Origin of the sequence: Desulfovibrio sp. ZJ200 (genome assembly GCF_011039095.1) — a bacterium.
In the GTDB taxonomy this organism is placed as follows: Bacteria; Desulfobacterota; Desulfovibrionia; order Desulfovibrionales; family Desulfovibrionaceae; genus Desulfovibrio.
Genome location: NZ_JAAKEH010000014.1, coordinates 1 through 13,912 on the forward strand (window position 1 = coordinate 1; position 13,912 = coordinate 13,912).

Consider the following 13,912-nt stretch of genomic DNA (forward strand, 5'->3'; position numbering starts at 1 on the left):
TTGCCGCCTTGCGCGCTATGGGAATAACCAGTGAGGAAATGACGCCCCACGGTTTCCGGGCAATGGCACGGACGCTGCTTGATGAGGTGTTGGGAGAGCGTTACGATTTGATAGAACACCAGCTTGCTCATATGGTGCGCGACCCCAATGGCCGGGCATATAACCGCACACAACATCTTGCTGAAAGACACCGCATGATGGAGCGGTGGGCCATGTATCTGGACAGTTTACGCAATGAGCGTCCAATAATCTGACATCCCGCGTTTCAAAAGGCATGGGCAAAACCTCATGCCTTTTGTTTATGAATTGAAAATCGTTATATTCCAATATATTATTACTTTTTCCTTGCCAGAAAGAAATTTTTTTCTGAAAAATTTCCCTTTTTCATACATCCATAGCGTACTCTATCGCACGGTATAAAAGCTCTTCGCACTGTATTGCACTTCTTCAAACTATGTGGATTTATTGACTAAATATGCTATAGCACTCCGTAATCACCAACCGCATACGGAGTTATCGCTATGGCGACTGATATTCCTTCCACTGGTTTTCTTCGGCTTCCGCAAATCCTGAAGCTTTTTCCCATCAGCAAGAGCGCGTGGTGGAAAGGCTGCGCAACAGGGCGTTATCCCAAGCCTGTAAAAATTGGCCCGCGCACAACCGTCTGGCGCGCCGAGGACATCAAGGCGTTTATTGAACGTGTCGGAAAGGAAGGAGAAGGCCATGACTGATCTTCTCCATACTTTCCACGATGTGCTTGGTCAGCATGGCCTTATTCCTGAAGCAATCCTCGCGGACGACACTCTTCACCGCTGCCCCACGGAAAGCAAGCCGCGCAAGCTGAACGGCGCATACATTGCCCATCTGGATAAACCGGCCACCCTCTGGTGGTGCAACTGGGAAATCGACGACCAAGGCACGTTCTGCGCCGAGGAAAAGCAGACGCTTTCTATTTCGGAAATGCCAGCATGGCAGGAACGCCAGCAATCCATCCGGCGACAGCGCGAAGCGGAATGCGCCAGACGCCATAAGGAAAACGAATCGCAGTCCTGGCAGGCTATGCAGGCGTGGCTTCTGGATCTGCGTCGCAGAGGAATCACGGTGCTTCTGATTCATCACGCCGGAAAATCCGGCGACCAGCGCGGCACCAGCGCCAAAGAGGACATTATGGATACGGTCATCAGCCTCCGCAGACCCAGGGAATACGCAATGGCCGAAGGCGCGCGTTTTGAGGTTCACCTGACCAAGGCCAGAGGCATTCTCGGCGACGACGCCAAGCCTTTTGAGGCCAATCTGATTACCGAAGGCAACGCTCTGCATTGGCAGGTTCGGGAAATTGAGGATGTGGAACTGGAGGAGCTGAAAAAGCTGCTTGGCGAAGGCTACAGCATCCGCGACTGCGCCGAGGAAATGGGCAAAACGAAGGGCGCGATTCAGCGACTGAAAAAGAGATTGGAAGCCTGCTCAAAATAGGCCGGTTGGAGGTGTACCGCTGTACCGCTGCTTAAGCGCCGGTACAGCGGTACACCTGTTTCTTACAGGATAAGGAAGTTTCATTATGTCCACACTCGTTCTGCATATGGACAAATTCAAGAAAGACGCCATTCGCGGCATTCAGTCACATAATCGGCGCGAACGTGAGAGCCATTCCAACCCTGATATTGATTACAGCCGGAGTGCCGGAAACTACGATCTATGTAAAAATCCGTCCGCCAATTATGCCGAATCCATTCAAAACCGCATTGACGATCTGCTTATGGTCAAGGCCGTGCGCAAGGACGCCGTACATATGTGCGGTCTTGTCGTCAGTTCCGACAAGGCATTTTTTGACCAACTCACTGCCGAGGAAACCAGGCGTTTTTTCGAGAAGAGCGCGGCCTTTCTGACCGACTTTGTGGGCAGGGAAAACGTCATCTCCGCAATGGTGCACATGGATGAAAAGACGCCGCACATGCACTTCCTTCATGTGCCGGTGACACCGGACGGGCGTCTCAGCGCCAACAGCATCTATACCCGCGCCAGTCTGAAAAAGCTGCAAGCCGACTTACCCGCCTATCTGCAACGCTGTGGCTTCGCCATCCAGCGCGGCGTCGAACAGAAGCCGGGAGCAGCCAAAAAACATCTGGATACGCGGGAGTTCAAGCAGCAACAGGAAGCCCTGAACAGACTGATTCAAGAATCTGAAGAGATGGCCCAACGTTTCCAGCAAACTATCGACGAATTGGAGCAGCGTGAAGAAGAGCTGAAAAAGAGCATTGCAGAGCATGAGCAACAGGCCGAAGAAGCGGAAAAAATTCTTCAGGAGGAGTTCTCGCTCCCGAAGGCCACCGTTTTCAACTACCAATCTGTCCTGCAAAAAGCGTCCGCTCTCATCGCCGAACAGAACAAGGCGCTTGCCGTCAAGCACATCACCCAAACGCGGATGGAAAGCCTGCAACGGGAAGCGGAAGCGTTACGCCAAAAACAGACGCGGCTTGAAGGGGAATACGCGGCCCACAGAAAGCAAAGCCATGAGGAAAAAGAATCGCTGGAGTCCCAATTGAAAAAAGCGGACGCGATCATGGCGGGCTTTCTGGAATTTTTGCGTTTGCCGGAAATCCGGCCCCTGCATCTTGACTTCCTGAATCGCAAGCGGGCCGAACTGCTCCAACGCCAGAGCGAGCGTCAGGAAGCGGAGGCCCGCCAGCAGTCCGAGCGTGAACGGCACATCCGGCAAGAGCCGGAAGCCGTGCCGCAACACCATCGCTCAAGGATGCGCTGACCATCCGCCGGGAATCTCGGCTCAGGGTCGAGCCATAGCCCACTATACTTTCCTGCGGGAAGTCGTGGGCAAGCGTGCCGCTTGACCGCCAAAGGCAAAAGACAACACCGGGGACATGCCCCGTCAATCACAGGAGAAAAAAACATGAGCATCACAGCCAGCCAACTGAAGGAAATCCGACAGGAGTTTGCCCACCTCAAGCCCGCCGTTGTCATGCTGGACGGAAACCGCGCCATGACCGTGAAGCAGGTCATCTTCGCTCTCGCCCCGACGCTGGAGCGGATGAAAAAGCGCGGCTTTGACACACAGGAACTTGTCGAAAAGCTGCGCGAGAAGGGGATTGAGGTGAAGGCCCAAACCCTGACCAAGTATCTGACCGAGGCCCGACGGCAGCGGGAAGGCCAGAAAGCCAAGAAAAAAGACACGCCCCCGCCCGCCTCAGCCACGGCGAAGGCCCCAGCCATACCCCCCAGCCCCACACAGAACAATGACAGGCCCAGGCCGCTTTGGGGGCCGCACCTTCCCCCCGATCATCCGCAAAACCATCGGTGAGATCAACTGTGAACCGATGCAAAAGGACAACCCTATGGAACAGACCTACGGCTACATCCGCGTATCCAGCGTGGATCAGAATGAAATCCGGCAGCGCATCGCCCTGGAACAGCAGGCCATACCGCCCGACCGCATCTTCATGGACAAGATGTCGGGCAAGGACTTTCAGCGCCCGCAATACCAAGCCATGCTCAAAAAGCTCAGGCCCGGCGATCTGCTCTGCATCACCAGCATTGATCGGCTGGGCAGAAACTATGAGGAGATTTTGGAGCAGTGGCGCGTGCTGACCAGGGAAAAACGCGTAGATATTCTCGTCCTGGACATGCCCCTGCTCGACACCCGGCGCGACAAAAACCTGCTCGGCACGTTCATCGCCGACCTTGTCTTGCAGGTACTTTCCTTTGTGGCCCAGAACGAACGCGAGAACATCCGCAAACGGCAGGCGGAAGGGATAGCTGCCGCCAAATTGCGCGGAGTCCGCTTTGGTCATGAGCCAAAACCTTTGCCCAGGAATTTTGCCGAGGTTTACGGGCTTTGGGAAATGGGTCAGCTCACTGTTTCCGAAGCGGCCAGACGCACCGAAATGTCCCGCACAACTTTCCGCAGGAGGGTAAAATCATTCAAAAAAGTTTGTCCATAGTCTGGTAGGATAGTCTACCTGGTGTCCAACGAATACATCCACGCTTTTGATTGTCCAGTAAAGATTGACCAGGTGTTATATATAGCTTAAAAAAATTACTTGACTTTCAGATTGATGGGTGGACACCAGGTAGACTGCTTGTCCACCCCGTTATTGCGGGGTGCGCCATGTCAAGACTTACGGATCAGGAAAAACAGGAAATCATCCGCTATCTGGACGAGGACAAGCCTTTACCAGACAAATACCGTTTTCTTCTGTTTGAGGACAAACGCGAGGTGGAGCTTGTCTGGAACGGCAAGAGCAACGAAGTCTGCAATCTTGTTTTGCCTTTTCAGACCATTGAGCAGATTGATGAACCGCGCAAAGAAAGTTCTGGACATCAGTTTCTTTCTCTTTTTGATATTGATAAACGCGGTCGTCAGCAAAAAGGCTGGACCAACAAGCTCATCTGGGGCGACAACAAGCTGATTCTGTCATCCCTCAAAAATGGCCCCATGCGCGAGGAAATCGAGCGTCAAGGCGGGCTGAAACTCATTTATATTGACCCGCCCTTTGATGTCGGTGCGGATTTTTCAATGGATATTGAAATTGGCGATGAAACATTCACCAAAGATCCCAATATCCTGGAAGAAATAGCCTACCGTGACACTTGGGGTAAAGGCGCTGACAGCTTCATTAGCATGATTTATGAAAGATTACAATTAATGAGGGATTTACTATCAGATAATGGAAGTATTTATGTTCATTGTGATTGGCGGGTGAATTCCTTTATAAAATCAGTTTTGGATGAAATATTTGGACAAAATAATTTTTTAAATCAGATAATATGGAAAAGGCAAACATCATCTGGATATAAAGGTAAAAATTTCTTGGGAAAGAATCATGATGATATTTTTCTTTATAAGAAATCAAATAGTACAAAATTTTTAGTTGAGATGTTACCTTACAGTGACGAGTATATAAATAAAAGATTTTGTCATATCGATACTGATGGACGTAGATTTAAGGATGCCTTTTTAGGTACAGCAACAACTTTAGAAACAATAGAAAAATTAAAAAATGAAAATAAAATCTATTTTACAGATACAGGTGGAATGAGATTAAAAATATATTTAGATGAAGCAGAAGGTATACCACTTGATGATATATGGACAGATATAAATTTTATTAATTCTATGAGTACTGAGCGCATAGCTTACCCCACCCAAAAACCTGAAGCTCTGCTTGAGCGCATTATCAAAGCCTCATCCAACGAGGGCGACCTCATAGCCGATTTCTTCTGTGGTTCCGGTACGCTTTCGGCAGTTGCCGAAAAGCTGGGGCGCAAGTGGATAGCCACAGACCTCGGCAAGTTCGCCATCCATACCACCAGAAAACGCCTGCTTGGCGTACAGCGCCAGCTCAAGAAGGAAGGCAGGCCCTACCGCGCCTTTGAAATCTTGAACCTCGGCAAGTATGAGCGCCAGCACTATGTGGGCGTCAACGAAAATCTGCGCGAAGAAGAAAAGCAGCGCCAGCGTGAAGAAAAGGAAGCCGCGTTTCTGAAACTGATCCTGAAAGCGTACAAGGCGGAAAAGACTGAAGGTTTTCAGACCTTCCACGGCAAAAAACAGGGCCGCATGGTTGTCGTCGGACCGGTCAATCTGCCGGTAACGCGCCTGTTTGTGGAAGAGATCATTCTGGAGTGCCGCAAGCGGCATATCAGCAAGGTGGATATTCTCGGCTTTGAATTTGAAATGGGCCTGTTCCCCAATGTTCTGGATGAGGCCAGAAGCAAGGGTATTGACATTGCGCCCAAGTATATTCCCGCCGAAGTGTTTGACAAACGCGCTGTGGATCGCGGCCAGATTGTCTTTCACGATGTGGCCTATATTGAGGTAAAGCCGCATTACAACAAAAATGAGGTGGCTGTTGAACTGACCGATTTTTCTGTCTTTTACTCGCAGGATTCCATAAGCAATGCCGAGGCCACGCTCAAGGACGGCAAAAGCAAAATCGTTGTGGAGCGCGGCCAGATTGTAAAAGTCAAAAAGGACAAGAAAGGCATTGTCAGCCGCGAACAGCTCACCAGGCACTGGACAGACTGGATTGACTATTGGGCTGTGGATTATGATTTTGAATCCAAGCGCGAAATTATCCGTGTTCATAATCCCGATACAGGCAACATTGAGGAACAATGGACAGGAGACTATATCTTTGAAAATGAATGGCAGTCCTTCCGTACAAGACAGAATCGCAAGCTGGAGCTGACAAGCGCGTATCAGGAACTGCCGCCAGGACGGCACAAAATCGCTGTGAAGGTGGTGGATATTTTTGGCAATGACACCATGACCATAGTGGAAGTCACTGCGGGAGGGGAAAAGTAATGGCCCTGCATCCTGATTTTCCCAAATCTCCCCATGCCATTCTTGACCCTGAATTGCGCTGGTTCCCCGCGGACGAATCCCTGCGTGACAAAATGGCAAACCTCATGCCTCCACTGGTTCCGATATTGCGCCGCAAGGTGAAAGAATTCCGCGATTCCGGCTATGTTGGCGCAAGCGAGACCAGCAAAAGCCTGCTCAACTGGTGGTTCACAGAGCCGCATCTTTTGCCGGCTGGTGACGGCGCATTGCGTGAGTTCAAGTATTATTTCGCCCAGCGCGAGGCTCTGGAAACCATCATTTATCTGTATGATATTGCGGATGCGAAAGACAAACTTGACCTGATGCGCTTTGACGCCTCCGGCGTGGTCAGCGCCAATATGTTTGATGAAAGCTGGCGACGCTATGTGATCAAGATGGCCACCGGCAGCGGCAAGACCAAGGTTATGGCGTTGGCTCTGGCCTGGAGCTATTTCCACAAGCTCTATGAGCCGGATTCGCAACTGTCCAGAAACTTTTTGGTCATCACACCCAACATCATTGTTCTTGACCGCATTTACAAGGACTTTCAGGGATTGCGGATTTTCTTCAGCGATCCAATCCTGCCGGACAATGGCTATGGCGGCCATAGCTGGCGCGATGATTTTCAGCTTACCCTGCACAAGCAGGATGAAGTCAGGATAACAAGGCCAACCGGCAATATCTTTCTGACCAACATCCACCGCGTCTACGCGGGCAACGAAAGCCTGCCCACAGCGGATGACGAGGACAGCCGCGACTATTTTCTTGGCCCAAAGCCGGTCGGCGCGACGACGGATTCAAAGGTGGATCTGGGCCTGATTGTGCGCGACATTGACGAACTGATGATTATCAACGACGAGGCCCACCACATTCATGACGCGTCGCTTGCCTGGTTCAAGTCCATTGAGGATATTCACAATCAACTTTTACAAAAGAACAGGGGCTTGAGCCTGCAACTGGACGTGACGGCAACGCCCAGGCACAATAATGGCGCGATCTTTGTTCAGACCGTGGCTGACTATCCGCTTGTGGAAGCCATCGCCCAGAACGTGGTCAAGCACCCTGTCCTGCCGGACAAACCCAGCCGCGACAAGCTGACCGAGCGGCAATCGGCAAAATTCACGGAGAAGTATGCGGACTACCTTGACCTCGGGGTCATTGAATGGCGCAAGGCGTATGCCGAGCATGAAAAGCTTGGCAAAAAAGCCATTCTCTTTGTCATGACGGACGACACGCGCAACTGCGACGACGTGGCCGAGTATCTGGAATCCACATGCCCGGATCTGAAAAACGGCGTTCTGGTCATTCATACCAAAAACAATGGCGAAATCTCCGAAGCCAGTTCCGGCAAGGCCAAAGAGGAACTGGAACGCCTGCGCGGTCTTTCCAACAAAATTGACGATGCGGGCAGTCCCTACAAGGCCATTGTTTCGGTGCTGATGCTCAAGGAAGGCTGGGATGTGCGCAATGTGACAACCATTGTCGGCCTCCGCGCCTATACAGCCAAAAGCAATATCTTGCCGGAGCAAACCCTGGGGCGCGGCTTGCGCAAGATGTATCCGGGCGACCTTGAGGAATATGTCAGCGTCATCGGCACAGAAGCTTTCATGGAGTTTGTGGAGCAAATCCAGGCCGAGGGCGTGGAATTGGAGCGCAAGCCTATGGGCGACGGCACAGGCGCGAAAACTCCTCTGACCATTGAAATTGACACTGAGAATGTGAACAAGAACATTGACGCCCTGGATATTGAATTGCCCCTGCTCACGCCGCGTCTCTACCGGGAATACAAAAACCTTTCCGAACTTGACGTGACGCAGTTCGGTCACGCAAAAGTTGAATACACACAGTTCAGCGAGGAGGAACAGAGGGAGATCGTCTTTCGTGACATCACCACCGATGAAATCAGCCATACAACCGTTCTGGACAGCGGCGGATTGGCCGATTACAGAAGCGTTCTTGGCTGGTTCACGCAAACCATCATGAAGGACTTGCGCCTGTTCAGCGGTTATGACGTGCTCTACGGCAAGGTGAAACGCTTTGTGCGCGATGAGCTGTTCACCAAACCGCTTGAACTGGACAGCGCCAACACCATGCGCAACCTTTCCGAACTGGCGGCGACAAGAACTATTATTGAGAGCTTCAGGAAGGCCATCAACGCCCTGACTGTCAGGGACAAGGGCGATGCTGAAATCCGCGATTCTATCAAGCTGCGCAAGACCCGGCCCTTCATGGTCAAGCAACAGGAATCCCTGATCCCCAAAAAGAGCGTTTTCAACCGGATTATCGGCGACAGCCACTTTGAATTGGAATTTGCCAGCTTTTTGGAGGGCTGCAAGGATGTGCTTGCCTACGCCAAAAACTACCTTGCGGTCAATTTCAAGCTGGACTATGTGAACAGGGACGGCAACATTTCCCACTACTACCCTGACTTCATCGTCAAACTGCCCAAAAACCGCATTGTGATTGTGGAGACCAAGGGCAACGCCGACCTGGATACGCCACTCAAAATGAAACGCCTTCGCCAATGGTGCGAGGATGTAAACAAGGCGCAGAGTGAGGTGAAGTATGAGTGTCTGTATGTGGAGCAGGAAGAGTTTGGTAAGTATGAAGCGAGGAATTTTAGGGAGCTGATTGAAAATTGTTCAATTCAATTCACCTAATCAAAAAGATGATTTCAACCATGTAATGTTTTTATGCGGCATGGTATCTTGTGGCTCTTCAGATATTTGCATACAGAGCCTGGAACTTCCAGCAAAAAATTTCTCCCAAAAGTATTACTTTATTGAAACCATCCCCCAAAATGGTTCTAGGAGTAGAAATGAAACTTTCTTCAATCCATATACAGAATTATCGTCCCTTGGAAGACATCTCAATTGATTTTAATTCCAACCTAAACGTCATATATGGTGTCAATGGTATTGGCAAAAGCAGCATTTTATATGCAATTCACGATTTTTTAGTGCTATTAAATACTTTATCTATACAAAATAATGATTTACATTTAAATAAGTTGCCAACTGATCAACAAATAAATTTATTCCCATTCGGTAGGTTACATGATCCCAACAAAGATGCTGAAATTACCATTAAATTCACTAATGACAATGTTGTAAAAGCAACACATTTTTCAAAAGGATTTGATGAAAATAATCAATTCCACGATAATAAGAAATTTTTTTCCAGAAATGGCACTTCTGTGAATTCTGAAATGACTTTTATGGAAGTTAAGTTTGCATCATTCATTCCAAATTTAGTAAATCTGGGATTAGTTGGAGTACAAAACCCAGATGGATCGTTTGGTTTTTCTGTTAAACAACCACCTCGCTTCACTTACACGAGGGGTATTTTTGACTTTGAAGAATTTAAACGTAATTTTGAAGAGTTAGAAAATTTAGAAAATCAGAAAAAACTAAAAGATACTACTTATAATCATCCAGCTTTACAAAAAATTCGTAATGCGATTCCTAAGATAGCAGAAAATCTTCATGGTCTAACTATCGATAGGGAAAAACCACATAAGCCATTATGCTCTATAAAAAATGGAGTTTATATGGATATTGAAGATCAATTATCTGCTGGAGAGGCAAGTATTATTGGGCTTATAACAAAAATAGCACTTGATGAAAATAAATTTGGTGAAAGCTTTCCAATTATCATTGATGAAATTGATAGTAGCCTACATCCATCTTGGCAAATACAAGTATGTAAAGTGCTAAAAGATACATTCCCAGATCTGCAATTCATTCTGACAAGCCATTCTCCATTTATATGGGCTGGTTTAAATAAGGATGAAATTATATGGTTAGATTATGATGTTAATAATAAAATCGTAAGGAAACAGGTAATGTACGGCAAGGGTGGAAGTATAGAAAGCATTATATCTCAATATTTTAAAGAAAATAATTATGATAAAGATTTTTCTGATGAACTTCATAACATAGAAGATAAAATCAAATCTAAAAACAATGAAGAGGTTGAAAAAATATTAAATGATCTGAAGATAAAATATGGAGACATTCCAATTATAGATCAATTAAGATTAAAAAACAGGTTGTTTCGCTTATGAACCATATAAATAAGAAGCAAGAGCCACAAAAATTTGTCAATTGGAAGCTGCGTCATCCAAATGCAAATTTTAAACAGTTACCAAGTAACGTAAAAAAGGCTTTGCAAAATTCATTGCTCGATGAACAAGGGTACGTTTGTTGTTTCTGTGGTTCATCTCTGGGAAAGATTGACTATCAAGGCGCAATCATACAAGCTCCATTATCTAAAGGTGATAACCATAATATACGTGTTGCACATATTGAACCACAAAGCGTTAATATCTCTCTATCTTTAGATTATAGCAATATTTGTGCATCTTGTGATTCATCTTTAGATGGCGAAGAGCATTGTGATATAGCACAGAGAGCACAATGCTTGCCAGTTTCACCATTGGAACAGGACTGCCTTTCTTTTTTCTCATTTGATATTTTAGGAAATATTTATCCCAATAAAGATAAGAGTGACAATGAACAAAAGATGGCAAATGAAACAATCAAAATACTTGGTTTGCAAGCACCAAGTCTTGTATTAAAAAGACAAAAAGCTATTAATATTTTATTAAAAGCGATAGAAATGAATGCTTGTTTGCTAGATAGCGATCATATCGAAAAAATTATGCAAAAAGATATCAATGGTTTGTTTATGGAATTTTATTTTGTTATATATAAATATATAAAAGACAATATGAATAAAATAAATTCAAACTAAATTTTTACAAAAATAATTGTGTATACAAACTACACATCACACTTATACCTACAAAATATCAAATTTTGGATCAAAAAGTTTATATACGCAGAATGCTGATAACTGTCAGTATGTTTCTTGGTTAACTGACTTCTGGTATATATCCGTACAGGATTACAGATTATTCTTGTTTTGAGGATGAAGGCATCGCGCTGGTATTTACAGTATGCGCATAGCTTGCGTAAGAACGGACTACATGCTGGAAGAAGCAGATAAGTCTTCTGGACATGAAAATTTCGTCACTCAGGCTTGAATATCTGCAAGTCAACTTCCTTTCCTCCTTTAGCAGCCAAAATAATTCAAACGCACATTACATCTTTCGAGGACTGAAAGTCCATCTCCGTCCAATACTTCATGCTGAAATCCAACAAACTGACGTAAATGGCAAGAGATATTTTACCGTTACTTTTGAACCAATGATATGTACAGAAAATAGGGGTTTATTTTGGGGGTTTATTTAATGTTATTGGAATGAAGTTATTACATTTCAATAAATTAAATATGTGATAAGTCAACTACCTCGATAACTTGCGTTCCGGCAACACTCAACAGTAACCACCGGGGAGACAGATATGACCACCAACACAGACTCCACAATGACGCCCCAGTCCCCAGAACAGGAGACCTTCGTCACTATCGGCAAAATCCCTGAAGACGAGCAAATCACTGTCGCGGATACCGGCTGGAGTGAAGAAACCAGAGAACGCATGAGACAGGCCGCTTATGACGATATGGACATGATCCGGGCATGGTATAGCTGAAAACTCTGCGAATTTCCCACGCAGGCGGCACGGATATTTGCAAATCGACATCTTATGCTATGCCTCGCAAAATCCACGTCGCCTGCCTTCCAATTGTCCGAACTCGGCGTTTACGCTCTTTTTGCCTCAGCTTTTTTTATGATGGCTATCAAGATATATCTTGACATTTCATGAAAGCCTGCCACCATCTGGATACAGGAGATCGCCATGCAACAGGCTCAGAGAGAAAAAACGGCAAAGGTCAAATTCGCCACTCAGGCTGATCCCGTTGTGCTGCAAACCCTGAAAAGCATCGCGGCGAGTGAAGGTCGCCAGATTCAAGCCCTGGTGGATGAAGCCCTGCGCGATTATATCGAGCGCAAAACCGGCAATACTCCCCGCAGGCATGTGATGGATGCGTTCAGGAACAGCATGGAGCAATACGACAGCCTGTACAGAGAGCTGGCGAAATGAGGGATTACCCGACCCTGCATGAAGTTCTGGCTATTCATTCTGAAGCCATCAAGGCATACGGCGGTTCCAATGGCGTGCGCGACCCCGGAGCCATTGAAGCGGCGTTGTTTCGGCCGCAAAGCGGGTATTATGCGGACATCATCGAAGAAGCCGCCGCGCTCATGGAAAGCCTGCTCATCAACCATCCTTTTGTTGACGGCAACAAACGGGTAGCCTTTGCGATCTGTCATGTCTTTCTGGATATCAACGGGTACCGTCTGAATGCGGCCCCCAAATGGCTGTACGACAGAATTTTGCACTGGCTTGAAGAAAAAGAAGGACGATTTGAAACCATGGTGCGGGATCTGCGTTGCTGCGTCAGCAAACGCTGACAACAAAACAACCTGCTTGCGCAAGGCCTCCGGGACGCCCCTGCCGGAGGTCTTTCTTTGCAGTCGGCATTGTTGCACAATGCCCTCACAACATCCGCGCCGCCTGCCTTCCTATTGTCCGAACTCGGCGTTTGCGCTACGCTTTCCCCCATGTTGGACCAGCAAAAGATCTCCCTCGGTAGGGTACGGCAGGCGTATCGGCTGACCTCGAACGAAGTCGAAACCGTCATTCAGGCGCTGTGGCCTCATGCTGTTTTTCCTGCGGAATTATGGCGCAGAGCGCATGAAGCGTACTGGAAAGACTTTGCTGACAGCAATCAGACCATCTATAACAGAGAAAGCCCTGCTTTGCCGCAGCCATGTCTGTCAGACAAACATTTCCATAGCTATTTGTTTGCTCAAGACATGCAGGATTTTTTCAGAAAACTTTCGGAGAATATCCATGCCCATGCCCTGGAACTGGGTCTCCAGTATATTCTGGAAGAAACCTATGATGAAATTGACAACGTATTTCCTGAAGAAAGGGAATGTCTGTTTCATGCCCTGAAAAGGCTTGAGACAGAAGATTTCTCTGATCAATACGCGCCAGACTCTCCCCTGTTTGAAACTCCGATATTCACCATACCTGTATCAAGCTATCACTTCATCTCACATATTTTTGTTGACACCATTCTTGTCAATCGAGATGAAGTCATCAGATTTCTCAGTAAGTATCCCTTGCACATGGAAGTGAAAGGCATTACCCACGCGCTTGTGGAATCCATTCTCAAGAGTATGCCGCCAGAAACAGCCTCCCTTGGAAGTCCCAAAGTACAGACAGAACAGCCAACAGTGGAAGAAACGGAAGACGGCAGACTTACATTCAAGATTCCGTCCGCTGTCTGGAGAGGCAAGCCGGATCATGCCGTCCGCGACGCCATGAAAGACACCTGCCCTCTCGCCGTGATCGCCTATGTGCTGTTTTACTGGTGCGGCTCGGACAAGCCTGAAGCAGGGCACAAGACCCAGATGGGCAGAAAGACGCAACTGGGCCGCCTGCTCACGGAAAAGGAATACAGCGATCCCAAGTCGTACCGTAACCTGATGAACGCCCTCCTCGAAGAAGCGGACGCCTACACGATCGTCAAAGCCTGATTTTCAGTTTTTCTCCGCAGTACCGCATTTTCCCGTCTTTTTCCCGCCAAATTCCCTCACGG

Annotated in this window: 13 protein-coding genes and 1 pseudogene; all 14 read left to right on the forward strand. The window is 47.5% G+C overall.

Features of this window, described 5'->3' with window-relative positions; translation table 11 throughout:
- Positions 1 to 254 (forward strand): annotated as a pseudogene (locus G7Y52_RS14900) (integrase); the annotation flags it as partial.
- A gap of 267 nt (positions 255 to 521) precedes the next feature.
- Positions 522 to 731 (forward strand): AlpA family phage regulatory protein, encoded by a 210-nt coding sequence (locus G7Y52_RS05775; protein WP_165067566.1) that lies wholly within the window; start codon positions 522 to 524, stop codon positions 729 to 731.
- On the forward strand, positions 724 to 1,473 hold the full coding sequence (locus G7Y52_RS05780; RefSeq protein WP_165067569.1) for a hypothetical protein: 750 nt from the start codon (positions 724 to 726) through the stop codon (positions 1,471 to 1,473). The genes G7Y52_RS05775 and G7Y52_RS05780 overlap by 8 nt, the downstream gene beginning before the upstream one ends.
- An 85-nt stretch (positions 1,474 to 1,558) precedes the next feature.
- Positions 1,559 to 2,761, forward strand: a complete 1,203-nt coding sequence (gene mobV, locus G7Y52_RS05785) for a MobV family relaxase (protein WP_165067572.1) — start codon at positions 1,559 to 1,561, stop codon at positions 2,759 to 2,761.
- A 144-nt stretch (positions 2,762 to 2,905) separates the two neighbouring features.
- On the forward strand, positions 2,906 to 3,313 hold the full coding sequence (locus G7Y52_RS05790) for a protein MobC (protein ID WP_241159607.1): 408 nt from the start codon (positions 2,906 to 2,908) through the stop codon (positions 3,311 to 3,313).
- Positions 3,314 to 3,347: 34 nt separating this feature from the next.
- Positions 3,348 to 3,953 carry a recombinase family protein gene (locus G7Y52_RS05795; protein WP_165067576.1) on the forward strand — a complete coding sequence of 202 codons (606 nt, stop codon included), beginning with the start codon at positions 3,348 to 3,350 and terminating at the stop codon, positions 3,951 to 3,953.
- A 167-nt stretch (positions 3,954 to 4,120) separates the two neighbouring features.
- Complete coding sequence (locus tag G7Y52_RS05800; RefSeq protein ID WP_165067579.1) at positions 4,121 to 6,319, forward strand: site-specific DNA-methyltransferase; 2,199 nt, start codon at positions 4,121 to 4,123, stop codon at positions 6,317 to 6,319.
- Positions 6,319 to 8,997 (forward strand): DEAD/DEAH box helicase family protein, encoded by a 2,679-nt coding sequence (locus G7Y52_RS05805; protein ID WP_165067582.1) that lies wholly within the window; start codon positions 6,319 to 6,321, stop codon positions 8,995 to 8,997. The genes G7Y52_RS05800 and G7Y52_RS05805 overlap by 1 nt, the downstream gene beginning before the upstream one ends.
- Before the next feature lie 158 nt (positions 8,998 to 9,155).
- Entirely contained in the window at positions 9,156 to 10,403 is a 1,248-nt protein-coding gene (locus tag G7Y52_RS05810) for an AAA family ATPase (protein ID WP_165067585.1), read from the forward strand.
- Positions 10,400 to 11,092 (forward strand): retron system putative HNH endonuclease, encoded by a 693-nt coding sequence (locus tag G7Y52_RS05815; RefSeq protein WP_165067588.1) that lies wholly within the window; start codon positions 10,400 to 10,402, stop codon positions 11,090 to 11,092. The genes G7Y52_RS05810 and G7Y52_RS05815 overlap by 4 nt, the downstream gene beginning before the upstream one ends.
- Positions 11,093 to 11,703: 611 nt before the next feature.
- Positions 11,704 to 11,892, forward strand: coding sequence for a hypothetical protein (locus tag G7Y52_RS05820; protein ID WP_165067591.1), 189 nt, complete (start codon positions 11,704 to 11,706; stop codon positions 11,890 to 11,892).
- Positions 11,893 to 12,099: 207 nt separating this feature from the next.
- Positions 12,100 to 12,345, forward strand: a complete 246-nt coding sequence (locus G7Y52_RS05825; RefSeq protein ID WP_165067594.1) for a hypothetical protein — start codon at positions 12,100 to 12,102, stop codon at positions 12,343 to 12,345.
- Positions 12,342 to 12,716, forward strand: a complete 375-nt coding sequence (locus G7Y52_RS05830) for a type II toxin-antitoxin system death-on-curing family toxin (protein WP_165067597.1) — start codon at positions 12,342 to 12,344, stop codon at positions 12,714 to 12,716. Before G7Y52_RS05825 ends, G7Y52_RS05830 begins: the two co-directional genes overlap by 4 nt.
- Positions 12,717 to 12,773: 57 nt before the next feature.
- Positions 12,774 to 13,850 (forward strand): hypothetical protein, encoded by a 1,077-nt coding sequence (locus tag G7Y52_RS05835; RefSeq protein WP_241159609.1) that lies wholly within the window; start codon positions 12,774 to 12,776, stop codon positions 13,848 to 13,850.
- Positions 13,851 to 13,912 lie beyond the last annotated feature (62 nt).

Excerpts from the sequence above, each read along its gene's own strand:
- G7Y52_RS05775 (WP_165067566.1), top strand. The coding sequence starts at position 522 with ATGGCGACTGATATTCCTTCCACTGGTTTTCTTCGGCTTCCGCAAATC.
- G7Y52_RS05780 (WP_165067569.1), top strand. The coding sequence starts at position 724 with ATGACTGATCTTCTCCATACTTTCCACGATGTGCTTGGTCAGCATGGC.
- mobV (WP_165067572.1), top strand. The coding sequence starts at position 1,559 with ATGTCCACACTCGTTCTGCATATGGACAAATTCAAGAAAGACGCCATT.
- G7Y52_RS05790 (WP_241159607.1), top strand. The coding sequence starts at position 2,906 with ATGAGCATCACAGCCAGCCAACTGAAGGAAATCCGACAGGAGTTTGCC.
- G7Y52_RS05795 (WP_165067576.1), top strand. The coding sequence starts at position 3,348 with ATGGAACAGACCTACGGCTACATCCGCGTATCCAGCGTGGATCAGAAT.
- G7Y52_RS05800 (WP_165067579.1), top strand. The coding sequence starts at position 4,121 with ATGTCAAGACTTACGGATCAGGAAAAACAGGAAATCATCCGCTATCTG.
- G7Y52_RS05805 (WP_165067582.1), top strand. The coding sequence starts at position 6,319 with ATGGCCCTGCATCCTGATTTTCCCAAATCTCCCCATGCCATTCTTGAC.
- G7Y52_RS05810 (WP_165067585.1), top strand. The coding sequence starts at position 9,156 with ATGAAACTTTCTTCAATCCATATACAGAATTATCGTCCCTTGGAAGAC.
- G7Y52_RS05815 (WP_165067588.1), top strand. The coding sequence starts at position 10,400 with ATGAACCATATAAATAAGAAGCAAGAGCCACAAAAATTTGTCAATTGG.
- G7Y52_RS05820 (WP_165067591.1), top strand. The coding sequence starts at position 11,704 with ATGACCACCAACACAGACTCCACAATGACGCCCCAGTCCCCAGAACAG.
- G7Y52_RS05825 (WP_165067594.1), top strand. The coding sequence starts at position 12,100 with ATGCAACAGGCTCAGAGAGAAAAAACGGCAAAGGTCAAATTCGCCACT.
- G7Y52_RS05830 (WP_165067597.1), top strand. The coding sequence starts at position 12,342 with ATGAGGGATTACCCGACCCTGCATGAAGTTCTGGCTATTCATTCTGAA.